Origin of the sequence: Curvibacter sp. AEP1-3 (genome assembly GCF_002163715.1) — a bacterium.
Lineage (GTDB): Bacteria > Pseudomonadota > Gammaproteobacteria > Burkholderiales > Burkholderiaceae_C > Allorhodoferax.
Window position 1 is genome coordinate 2,548,409 of the sequence record NZ_CP015698.1, and the last position, 11,404, is coordinate 2,559,812.

An 11,404-nucleotide genomic window follows, 5' to 3' on the forward strand; every position below is an offset into this window, starting at 1 on the left:
ATCACGCACCAGTTGCGGGACTGGTTGACACGTTCTTGAAAAAAGTTTCAAAGAAGTTACTAAACCACCGGATGTGCCATTTCTGCCGGTGTTATTGCCTTGACTGATGGTTCAGGGTGTAAAGCCCATGGACCGCCTTTCACGCACCTCCGGCTTGATGCGGTTCTCTGCAAGCAATTGATCGAGAAACTCTGCGGGCGTCAATTCGGCGCCAAGTATCTCCAACTGCCGCTTAACCGCAGCAAAATCTCCCAGACAGAGCTGATCCAGCTGTTTGAGCGCATGTTGGGAGCGGGGATCCAGCTGTGAAGCGTCTCCCCCACATGCTTCTTGTACGAAAAGTTGCTCACGCTGTTCAGGCTGCAAGGGCAAGAACTGGATCTTGAACGTAAACCGGCGCAAAGCCGCTTCGTCGATACGTTCCATGAGATTGGTAGTGCAGATAAATACCCCCGGATGGCGCTCCATGCCCTGCAACATTTCATTGACTTCGCTGACCTCGTAGTTGCGCTGGGCGCCTCGCCGGTCTTGCAGGAAGCTGTCCGCTTCGTCCAATAACAAAACGGCATTCTCACCTTCGGCTTCGCGGAACATGGCAGCCATGTTTTGTTCTGTCTCCCCTACGTATTTGCTCATCAGGTCACTGGCACGCCGGATGATCAGGGGTCGTCCCAATTCCCGGGCTATGTGCTCTGCCAAAGCGGTTTTGCCGGTGCCGGGCGGGCCATAAAAACACAAGGTTCCGTGCCGCCTGGAGGTCAGTGAGTCCACGATGCGCTGCAAGGGATACCGGGTCTCGACATTCAGGTACGACAGGTCGTATCGGCTCAGCGCTTGGGTGCGACCGGTTTCGGCAGCAGGATTCCCCAAGGCCAGGTCCGCATTTTTAAGCTGCCGGTCAATCAAGGTTTCCATGAGAGCGCTGTCGCTCACCCCATTTTCGGGTGTGCTCAGCCGTGCAAAGCGTGCTGCTGTTCTTATCTGCGCAGGGGTCAAACCCTTGCGGCCGCTGAGCCGGGCGACGAACGCTTCGCTTACAGAAATGCCCTCCAGGGTTTTGCGCACTACACCTTCACGGGCGCCCGGCGGTGGCGACTTGAGTTCTAAATGGTAGGCAAAGCGACGCCGGAACGCGGGATCAATCTGCTCAATGCGGTTGGTCACCCAAATTGTGGGCACTGCATTCGACTCCAGAATCTGGTTAACCCAGGCTTTGCCACTGACGCTCGCATTGGCCGGTGTTGCATGTGCGTCTGCTCTGGCAATGAAGCTTGCCGTTTCGCTGGTCAAAGGCGGAAAGACATCTTCCACTTCATCGAACAGCAAGGCCGCTTGAGCGCTTCCCTTCAAAAACACCTGCGCAATCTGAAGGGAGCGGTAGCGATCACGCCCGCTCAGGGAATTTCCATCCCGATCGGCATACTCCACCTCAAACAACTCCAGCCCCACATGCTGGGCGATCACCTTGGCAAGCTCGGTCTTTCCGGTGCCCGGAGGGCCATACAACAGGATGTTGACCCCGGCCTCTTTGCGGGCCACCGCGTGCTGCAACAACCGGCAGAGCATGTGTGCGTCTTCCGCCACAAATGCGAAGTCCTCCAGGTGCAAGCTGCTCTTGGAAGAGAGCCGGGTGAACACTGCCATCAGCTCAGCGTGGTCACGGTAATGGCGCATCAATACTGGAGGGAGCTTTTCACTCACCTTCATCAAGTCGGCAAGGTCAGTGATGTTGTGCTCGGAGATCAGGTTTTCTACGAGGCCGATGCGCTCAAGCCGTGAACCCGCGCGCAGCGCTTCACCCAAATCCTGGGCACTGACGTGGGCCACCTCCGCAATGGCGGCATAGGCTTCGGCTGCGTTGTTAACCTTGAACTCCACCAGAATGCTGCGCATGTCCCGCTGGTAGCGCGCCAGTGTTCCGTAGAGTAGCAACGCCCGTTCTGCTTTGTTCAGTTGCAAGAGCCCGGCGAGTGCATTGATGTTCTTCTCCACCAAGGTAGATTGCTTCTTCAGGGCCTGCTGCAGCCATTCACCGGTGACAGCCAGCACCGAGATCAGGTCTTTGGGCTGGTCTTTGGCGTATTCGTCCAGGAAGAAAAACAGCGTGGCCTCGTCGTAGGGCCCACACCATGTGCCATGCCGGGCGAGGAATTCCGTGGCATTCAACGATTCATGGCCTCGCCACAGCTCATTGCCGACACAGCGCCGCGCAAGAAATTCACGCAAACGGGTCAAGACAGAAACCGGCCAGACCAGATGCCGTCCTGCCAGCCCCACCACGCCATTGAAATCCCTGCGGACATTGAAACTGGCGCCTTGCCGGGCCGCCAGCGTAAGCACAAAGTGCGAGCACATCAAATCCAGGACAGGCGCGCGCTCCAGTCCCGGTGAGGGAACGAGATGCCCGCCTTGGGGCATGAACAGTGAACGCTTGGCCATCCAACGCCTCCGGCACTGTTGTGTGCTGGAACCACGATAGCGCAGTCTTGGAAAAGAGGGAAGTACCCTTCCGAAATCTCCTTGATGGTCTGTACGCTTGGCGCAGCGCTGGGCAAAAGGCTAAAATCCGTGCAATACCAACGAACACACTGAGGATCGACTATGTCCGCACCCGCTCATTCTGATGACAACCACGCCGTTGACCCCGTCGACGAAGTGGTACCCCTGATGCCCGTGGTGTTGCCCATTGTTGGCGCCGTATTGATGTTTCTGTTGGCGTTTATCGCTGTATCGATGGCTTGATGGAGCAACGCATCATGGGCCGCACTTCACGTGCGCTGCAAATGACTTTGCAAACCAAAGCGGCTTCGGCCGCTTTTTTGTTGCTCATTTCATCGTCAGTGCTGGGTGCACAGCCCGCTGAAAAGAATTCGGCTTGCCCGGCATTGTGGCAAAAGACCTTTCCCCGCCTGCAAGATGACAAGCCCCAAGATCTTTGCCAGTACGGGGGAAAAGTGGCGCTGGTGGTCAACACCGCCAGTTACTGCGGCTTTACCTCGCAATATGAAGGCTTGGAAAAAGTCTACGCCCGGTACCAAGCTCAGGGCTTGGTGGTTCTAGGCTTCCCCTCCAATGACTTCGGACAGCAAGAACCCGGCAACAGCAAGCAGATCGCCGATTTCTGCTTCAACACCTATGGCGTGAAGTTCCCGATGTTCGCCAAAACCAGCGTCACCGGCAATGCAGCCAACCCCTTGTTCAGGGAACTGGCGCATCAGACCGGCAGCACACCGCGATGGAACTTCCACAAGTACCTGGTAGATCGCCAAGGCAAAGTGGTCGGCGCCTTCCATAGTGAAACCACTCCAGAAGACGCTCGACTGATCGCCGCCATTCAAAAGGCACTGAAAGCACCCTGACTGTGCATGGCGCACCATCTTTACGTCATGCATAAACCCATGCGTAGCTTGCATAAAGTTGCGCTGTAATCGCTTGGTAACTTGAGTACCTGTTCTTAGAATCTGCTTCCACGCTTGCGATGCGGTATGGCCTGCAAGCGTGGAAAGCCGGTTTCTCAAAGTTCGTGGCGGTGTTCACCAGAGTTGCACCCGATTTTGAAAAGACGATTTTCAAACTTAGGAGCTTTTCATGAACGCACCCGTGATGCAGGGCCTGTCCCTCAACACCCCCAGCTTTGTCAAGAACCCCCGCCTGATTGCATGGGTGGCCGACATGGTGGCCCTGTGCAAACCCAAAGATGTGTACTGGTGCGACGGCTCCGAAGAGGAATACCAGCGCCTGTGCCAGCAACTGGTGGATGCAGGCACCTTCAAAAAGCTCAATCCCGCCAAGCGCCCCAACAGCTTCCTGGCCTGCTCTGACCCCAGCGATGTGGCCCGCGTGGAAGACCGCACCTACATCTGCGCAGAGCAAAAAGAAAACGCCGGCCCCACCAACAACTGGATGGCGCCCGCCGAGATGCGCAAGATTCTGGAGAGTGGCCAGGCGGACGGCACACCAGCGCTGTTTGATGGCTGCATGAAGGGCCGCACCATGTATGTGGTGCCCTTCTCCATGGGACCCTTGGGCTCCCACATCGCGCACATTGGCATCGAGTTGTCCGACAGCGCCTATGTGGCGGTGAACCAGCGCATCATGACCCGCATGGGCAAGGCCGTGTATGACGTGTTGGGCGTGGACGGCGCTTTTGTGCCCTGCGTTCACACCGTGGGCGCCCCCTTGGCAGAGGGCCAGGCGGACGTAAAGTGGCCTTGCAACAAAACCAAGTACATCGTGCACTACCCCGAGACCCGCGAGATCTGGTCCTACGGTTCCGGTTACGGCGGCAATGCTCTGCTGGGCAAGAAGTGCTTTGCATTGCGCATTGCCTCCAACATGGGCCGCGACCAAGGCTGGTTGGCAGAGCACATGCTCATCTTGGGCGTCACCAACCCCGAAGGCAAGAAGTACCACGTAGCGGCCGCCTTCCCGAGCGCGTGCGGCAAAACCAACTTTTCCATGCTGGTGCCACCCACCGGCTTTGAAGGCTGGAAAGTCACCACCATCGGTGACGACATTGCCTGGATCAAACCCAATGCCGACGGCAAGTTGTACGCCATCAACCCCGAAGCGGGTTACTTCGGCGTGGCCCCCGGCACCAACTTCCACACCAACCCCAACTGCATGGCCAGCCTGGACAAGAACGTGATCTTCACGAACGTGGCGCTGACCGATGACGGTGACGTATGGTGGGAAGGCATGGAGAAAGACACCGGTGGCATGCCCGATCACCTGATCGACTGGCAAGGCAAAGACTGGACACCTGCCATCGCCAAGGAAACCGGCGCCAAAGCGGCCCACCCCAACGCCCGCTTTACGGTCGCAGCCGGCAACAACCCTGCGCTGGACAGCCAGTGGGACGATGCCAACGGCGTAGCGATTGACGCCTTCATTTTCGGTGGCCGTCGCTCAACCACCGTGCCGCTGGTGACCGAAGCCCGCAACTGGACCGAGGGCGTCTACATGGCTGCCACCATGGGTTCCGAGACCACTGCCGCGGCTACTGGCCAAGCGGGTATCGTGCGCCGCGACCCGTTCGCGATGCTGCCCTTCATGGGCTACAACATGAGCGACTACTTCCAGCACTGGCTCAACATGGGTGACAAATTGGCGAAGTCCGGCGCTAAGCAGCCCAAGATTTTCACCACCAACTGGTTCCGCAAGGGCGACGATGGCAAATTCGTCTGGCCCGGCTACGGTGAAAACATGCGCGTTTTGAAGTGGATGATCGACCGCATCGAAGGCAAGGCCACCGGTACCGAGACCGGCTTCGGCGTGGCGCCCACGTACAACGAAATCAACTGGACCGGATTGGACTTCAGCCAAGCGCAATTCGACTCCGTCACCAGCCTGAACAAGGACGACTGGAAGGCCGAAATCGCCTTGCACACCGAACTGTTCACCCAGCTGGCCTACCACTTGCCAAAGGAACTCGAAGAGACCAAAACCCAACTGGCCCAGCGACTCGCCGCCTGAGGGTCATCAACAAAGTCCGGCACGGCGCACACCGCCCTAGCCGGATCTGGCAGATCGCAGCGCACAAGGCTGCGGCAGGCCGAGCATAAAAAAAGCCACCTAACGGTGGCTTTTTATTTTTCCGACCCGTGAGCGCAGGTCGTGATGCAGCTGGAGATCGCTTAGATCTGGCTTTGGCTGCGCAACCATGCGTGTTGCAGCTCAGCCATGATGCGAGGATCGTGGTGGGCGTATTCCCACATTTTTTCTTCCATGCGACGCACTTTGTACGACTGCACTGCGGAAGCGATCAGGGAAGCCAAACCGGAAGACACTTTGCGCAGCGGGGGTGCCAACAAGGCCAAGGCTGCGAATGCCACAGTCCACAGTGCAACCCAGGCAGCCAGCATGTGGCCGTCAACCCAGGTGTCGATCACCTGGTCAGCCACCACCAACAAGGCGGACAAAACAGCAGCCAGCAACATGCCGGACAAGGTGCGGGAAGCTTCCACTGTCTCACGACGTGTACGGGGCTGAGCGGTGGAATACGAGAAATACGGGGTATTGATAACTTGTGTCATGGCAAACTCCTTGAAAAGGTTGATGCTCACTGGATAAAAATTTCTAAGATGGGCGAATCATAGGGTTTCCCCTAGTGTTGTTCAACTTTATGTTGGTGATGTTTGGTATTCACAAGATTTATAGTCAGACATGCCCAGCAGCCGCATCAACCTCCGGACCTTCGACCTGAACCTGCTCAAGGTGTTTGATGTGGTCATGTCCGAGCGCAGCCTCACGCGCGCTGCTGCCCAGCTCAACCTCACCCAGCCTGCCGTCAGCAACGCCTTGCGCCGCCTTCGCGAAGCACTGGACGACGAGCTGCTGGTGCGCAACGGCCGCAACCTGGAGCCCACTGCCCGCGGGCAGGAGCTATGGCCCGCAGTGCGCGAGACCTTGCAGAAGCTGCAGGCCTCGCTGGCACCCAGCGTGTTTGAACCGGCCTTGGCCACCAACACCTTTGTGCTCACCATGGCCGACGCCACCGCCGCAGAGCTGATGCCCGGCTTGGTGAAAGTGCTGGCGCGGGATGCCCCCGGTGTATCCCTGCGGGTGGTACCCCTGACCACCCGCGACCCCCGCAAAGTGCTGGAAGAAGGTGCGGCAGACTTGGCTATCGGCCACTTTCCGGCGGTCTTGGCTGACCTGACGGCCCGCGCCCAGGCCGGCGCCGCGGAGACCTTTTTGCACCACCGCCTGTTTGTCGGCGACTACGTGTGCGTCATGCGCAAGGACCACCCGCTCACCGAGGGCGAGTTCACCCTCGATCGCTTTTGTAGCGCCTCCCACATGCTGGTGAGTTTTTCGGGGCGGGCATTCGGATTCATTGACGAATCGCTGGTCAGCCTCAAGCGCACCCGCCGCGTGGTGCTGACCGTGAACCAGTTTTTTACCGCTGGCAAGGTGGTCGTGCAGTCCGACCTGCTCACCGTGCTGCCCCGCCACTTTGTGAATGTGACCGGCTATGCCGACCAGCTGGTCATCCGCGAGTTGCCATTTACCGTGCCGCCCATCCAGGTCGATGCCTTGTGGCACCAGCGGCTGGACGGCGCCAGCCCTCACGCCTGGCTGCGGGCCCAAGTCGCCTCCCTGGGCCAGACCATTTTTTCCGCATGAAGATTCAGCTCTTGTCCGACCTCCATTTGGAGGCCCATCCCCATTGGCAAGCCACGCCCTTGGCCGAAGCGGATGTGCTGGTGCTGGCAGGCGACATCGGCTCCTACCAACCCGGCTCGCAGCTGGCGGGCGATGACTTCGGCTTGGAGCGCTTTTCCCCCGTGCACGGCTGGCCGGTGCCGGTGTTGTTTGTGCCCGGTAACCATGAGTACGACACCCTGGACTTTGACCTCGCCCACGCCCGCCTGCGTGCCACCTGTGCGCGACTGGGCATCCAGTGGCTGGAACGTGAATCCGTCGTGCTGGCTGGCGTGCGTTTCGTCGGCACCACCTTGTGGACCGACTTTGACGCGCTCGCCGCCCAAGAGCCACCCGAGCGACAGCTCAAGGCCCGTGATAAGGCCTATCGCGCCGCCAACTACTACCTGAAGAAAACACTCACCACCCGTGCGGACGAGCCTTGGCTGGCAGATGGTTTGCGGGAACAGGCGCTGGTCTGCCAAACCTGGCTGCGCGACGCCTTGGCCCAGCCACACGACGGCCCCACGGTCGTGGTGACCCACTTTGCCCCCAGCTTGCACAGTGCTGACCCGCGCTACGGTTTGGTACCCGGCACCGCCGGCTTTTGCAATGCACTGGATGAACTGCTGCCGCTGGCAGACCTCTGGCTGCATGGCCATCTCCATGCCCCCAGCGACTACCGCGTGGGCAAGTGCCGGGTGGTGGCCAACCCGCTGGGCTATGTGCGCAAGAACGAGCAGCTGGGCTACCAGCCTGACCTACTGATAGAAGTAGGCTCTAGCGCTCATAAGTAGTGCGCAAGCAGCTATCAAAATCAGAGCAATCTCACGCGACCGTTAAAGACCTGCTTCTCCCGCCGGCCGCAAGAAAGTGGCAAAGCGAGGTACGCCCTGAGCTGTCAACCCTCGGTAGCGGAAGGTCACCCAGCTCCCCACAGCAGGCGGATCGCGACGGTCCGCATCCGAGAAGCCGCTGCCGAGCTTGAAGCGATGAGGCCGACCGCCCTCGCCACCCGGCCACTCCACCCACAAGGCGCCGGTGTTGCCTTCCAAGCGGCCTTGTCCAGGCACATGCGCCAACACCCGCGCTTCGGCGTCCTGAAACGGTTTGACCTTCACCAGTTCTGCCGAGCGGCCAGGCACATACAGCGCGCTGGCCCGGTGCAACACCAGGCCCTCACCACCGGCCGCCACGGTGCGATCCAGCAAAGCGCGCAGGCTGGCCGCATCCGGCGCCGGTGCTTGCTCTACCGCTTGCACCCAAGCCTGCCCGAGCGCACTCAAGGCCGTCTGCAAAGCGAGATAGCGTTCCTCAAAGCGCCCGCCGTGATTCGGTATGTCAAACACCATGTAGCGCAGAGCACGCCAGGCAGCATCGTCCGGCGTCTGTTGGCGCACGGTCGACACGGCATCCGCAAAGCGGCCCCGGCCAACCCACAGTTCACCGTCGAGGGCGCGTGCCGGCCACCCCGCGGTAAACCATGCGGGTGCAGCGATGGGGTTGCCGCCCCGGGTGATCAGGCGCCGGCCATCCCAGTAAGCGCGCACGCCGTCATACTTTTCGCTCACCCGCGCATCGGCCAGCACAAACTCTTTGCGGTACTCGCCTGCCAGCATTAAGGGAGGACGCTGCGCGCTGTCTGCAGCCCACACAGATGAGGCAGGAAGCACACCACTCAGTGCAATAGCGCCCAGACCTTGAAGACATAAGCGGCGATCTTGTGCAACGGGCTGGGTCATGCGAGGCTCCTCGGGGTGCGTGGACATTTCTTGACTTGGCTCAAGGCAGTGTAGCGGTGCAGGTTCATACTGAAGACACACAACCGGAGACCCCCATGAAAATCTTGCTCGCCGTCGATGGAAGCAGCTACAGCAAAAAAATGTTGGCCTACTTGAGCACACACGACGCGCTGCTCGCGCCCGGCCACGAGTACACCGTGTTCCATGCGCAACCCGCGCTGCCCCCACGCGCCAAAGCCGCGCTGGGCAAGTCCACCGTGGACCAGTACCACGCTGAAGAGGCCGACAAGGTGTTGGCGCCGGTCGCCAAGTTTCTCAAGCGGCATGGCATTGAGGCCAAGCTGGATTGGAAAGTAGGCTCCGCCGGCACCCTGATCGGCAAGCTGGCCGACACCGGCAAATTCGACCTGCTGGTCATGGGTTCCCACGGCCACAGCGCCTTGGGCAATCTGGTGATGGGCTCGGTCACCACCCAGGTGCTGGCCCACTGCAAGACGCCGGTGTTGCTGGTTCGCTAAGGCGAATCTTTGGGCTTGGGGGCTGGGGTGAGATCCACGCCGCTGAGCCGCGCCACATGCTCGGGCAGCATGGGCACATAGGCCTCCGCTCCACCGGTCGCCAAAGCCATTGCGAATGCGTTTTTCACTGCATTGCCCAGGCTGTTCGAAATACCGGCGGCGTCTGCCATGGACTCCAGATAGCGCATGTCCTTGAAGGCATTCTTCAAGGTGAACTTGTGCGCTTCTCGGTTTCCGTTCAGCGTGTAGTCCATAAAGGTCTGGTAGAAGCCGCAGTCCATGCGACCATTGCGCAGCACCGCATCGACGCGCTGCGGACCGATGCCGACCGCCTGCGCCAGCGTGAGAGCCTCTGAGTAGAGGGCCGCATAGCCCATGGCGACAAAGTTATTGATTAACTTCAGCCGATGACCATCCCCGGGCCCTCCCACATGCACAATGCGCGCGGCCCAGGTGGACAAGATCGGGCGAATTCGCTCCAGGGTTTGGGCGTCTGCGCCCACCATGGTGTCCAACGTACCTTCCCACGCCTCTTTGGGCGTACGGCTCAACGGCGCATCAACCAGCGTCACGCCGATGGCAGCGAGTTCTGCGGCGAGCGCCACCGTAGACGTCGGGTCTGAAGTAGAGCAATCGACCACCACCGAGCCGGGCCGCAAGCCCTTTGCCAGCCCCGTCGGCCCCCGCACGATGGACTCCACGTCTGGTGAACCCGTCACGCACAGGAACACGACTGTGGCCTGTTGGGCTACTGCCATGGGCGTATCGACCTGTTTTGCACCACGGTTCAACAAGTCGTTCAGCGCCGCCGATGGCTTGCGGGCACAGACGGTGAGGGCATAGCCTTTTTCCACCATGTTTTTGGCCATGCCGTGGCCCATCAGGCCCAGACCGATGAAGCCGATAGTCTCGCGTTCGTGTTGCATATCGTTTCTACCAACGCTGATGCACCAGCGGCTTGGCGTAGCGCGCATAAATGTCGGCCAGCGACTGCATGGTCGCATCGGACAGCGGGGGCAGATCGGCAGCCGCCACGTTGTCTTGCACCTGCGCAGGGGTCTTGCCGCCGGGAATGGTGCAGGTGACGGCCGGATGCATCTGAATCCAGCGCAACGCCATTTGCGCCATGCTCATGCCGGTGGGCACCAGCGGCCGCATCGCCTCCACGGCCTCCAGGCCCACCCCGAAATCCAGCCCCGAGAAGGTTTCGCCCTTGTCAAAAGCCGCCCCTTCGCGGTTGAAGCCACGGTGGTCATCGGCGCCGAAAGTGCTTTGCGCATTCATCTTGCCGCTGAGCAGCCCGCTGGACAGCGGCAAGCGGGCCAGAATGCCCACGCCGCGCTTTTGCGTTTGCTCGAACAACAGCTCGGCCGGGCGCTGGCGGAACAGGTTGTAGATGATCTGCACACTCTGCACGCCGGGGTACTCGATGGCTTTGAGCGCTTCTTCCACTTTCTCAACACTCACGCCGTAGTGCCGCAGCTTGCCTTCTTTCACCAGGTCGTCCAGCACGCCGAAGACTTCGGGCATGTAGAACACGTCGGTCGGCGGGCAGTGCAGTTGCAGGAGATCGATCGCCTCGGTCTCCAGGTTTTGCAGGCTGCGCTCCACAAAGGCAGTCAGGTTGGCGCGGGTGAAACCGGCTGCCACATGGGGCACCAGCCGGCGGCCGGCTTTGGTGGCCACATAAAACGGCTCGCTGCGCTCCTTGTGCAGACGCGCCAGCAGGCGCTCGCTGCGGCCATCGCCATACACATCGGCAGTGTCAAAGAAGTTCACCCCCAAGTCCAGCGCACGGTGCAGCGCGGCCATGGAGTCCTTGTCATCGACCTCGCCCCAGGTACCCCCAATGGCCCAGGCTCCGAAGCTCACAGTGGAAACATTCCAGCCGGTACGGCCGAGAGGACGGTATTGCATAAAGATTTCCAGTGTTGTTTGCTATGAATTCAGGAGCTGTTTGCGCACATTCAATGGGCGCAAGCAGCCTATTTGACTCTA

General features: G+C 60.1%; 11 protein-coding genes. 6 read left to right on the plus strand and 5 right to left on the minus strand.

All coding sequences use genetic code 11. From position 1 onward, the window contains the following. Nucleotides 1-111: 111 nt before the first annotated feature. Complete coding sequence (locus AEP_RS11885; protein WP_087495575.1) at nt 112-2,439, minus strand: ATP-binding protein; 2,328 nt, start codon at nt 2,437-2,439, stop codon at nt 112-114. A gap of 162 nt (nt 2,440-2,601) precedes the next feature. Between AEP_RS11885 and AEP_RS20875 the strand changes: the two genes are divergently transcribed. From AEP_RS20875 to AEP_RS11895, 3 genes are all read left to right on the plus strand, one after another. Then, nucleotides 2,602-2,742, plus strand: coding sequence for a hypothetical protein (locus AEP_RS20875; RefSeq protein ID WP_198301815.1), 141 nt, complete (start codon nt 2,602-2,604; stop codon nt 2,740-2,742). Between the two features lie 14 nt (nt 2,743-2,756). Further along, nucleotides 2,757-3,359: a glutathione peroxidase gene (locus tag AEP_RS11890; protein WP_087497306.1), complete on the plus strand. Its 603-nt coding sequence runs from the start codon at nt 2,757-2,759 to the stop codon at nt 3,357-3,359. A gap of 229 nt (nt 3,360-3,588) precedes the next feature. Next, nucleotides 3,589-5,475 carry a phosphoenolpyruvate carboxykinase (GTP) gene (locus tag AEP_RS11895; protein WP_087495576.1) on the plus strand — a complete coding sequence of 629 codons (1,887 nt, stop codon included), beginning with the start codon at nt 3,589-3,591 and terminating at the stop codon, nt 5,473-5,475. A gap of 161 nt (nt 5,476-5,636) precedes the next feature. Here the strand turns inward: AEP_RS11895 and AEP_RS11900 are convergent, their stop codons facing one another. After that, nucleotides 5,637-6,035, minus strand: a complete 399-nt coding sequence (locus AEP_RS11900; RefSeq protein ID WP_157673155.1) for a hypothetical protein — start codon at nt 6,033-6,035, stop codon at nt 5,637-5,639. Between the two features lie 130 nt (nt 6,036-6,165). Here AEP_RS11900 and AEP_RS11905 point away from each other — a divergent pair, with 130 nt between their 5' ends. Together AEP_RS11905 and AEP_RS11910 are read left to right on the plus strand one after the other, a co-directional pair. Beyond that, complete coding sequence (locus AEP_RS11905; protein ID WP_087495578.1) at nt 6,166-7,128, plus strand: LysR family transcriptional regulator; 963 nt, start codon at nt 6,166-6,168, stop codon at nt 7,126-7,128. Then, nucleotides 7,125-7,943 carry a metallophosphoesterase gene (locus tag AEP_RS11910; protein WP_087495579.1) on the plus strand — a complete coding sequence of 273 codons (819 nt, stop codon included), beginning with the start codon at nt 7,125-7,127 and terminating at the stop codon, nt 7,941-7,943. Before AEP_RS11905 ends, AEP_RS11910 begins: the two co-directional genes overlap by 4 nt. Nucleotides 7,944-7,985: 42 nt before the next feature. Here AEP_RS11910 and AEP_RS11915 read toward each other — a convergent pair whose 3' ends face one another. Next, nucleotides 7,986-8,888 carry a DNA ligase gene (locus AEP_RS11915; RefSeq protein ID WP_087495580.1) on the minus strand — a complete coding sequence of 301 codons (903 nt, stop codon included), beginning with the start codon at nt 8,886-8,888 and terminating at the stop codon, nt 7,986-7,988. Nucleotides 8,889-8,983: 95 nt separating this feature from the next. Between AEP_RS11915 and AEP_RS11920 the strand changes: the two genes are divergently transcribed. Next, nucleotides 8,984-9,406: a universal stress protein gene (locus tag AEP_RS11920; protein ID WP_087495581.1), complete on the plus strand. Its 423-nt coding sequence runs from the start codon at nt 8,984-8,986 to the stop codon at nt 9,404-9,406. Here the strand turns inward: AEP_RS11920 and AEP_RS11925 are convergent. Next, nucleotides 9,403-10,332 carry an NAD(P)-dependent oxidoreductase gene (locus tag AEP_RS11925; protein WP_087495582.1) on the minus strand — a complete coding sequence of 310 codons (930 nt, stop codon included), beginning with the start codon at nt 10,330-10,332 and terminating at the stop codon, nt 9,403-9,405. The two genes, AEP_RS11920 and AEP_RS11925, sit on opposite strands and share 4 nt — an antisense overlap. 7 nt (nt 10,333-10,339) lie before the next feature. Beyond that, nucleotides 10,340-11,323, minus strand: coding sequence for an aldo/keto reductase (locus AEP_RS11930; RefSeq protein WP_087495583.1), 984 nt, complete (start codon nt 11,321-11,323; stop codon nt 10,340-10,342). Nucleotides 11,324-11,404: the final 81 nt, after the last annotated feature.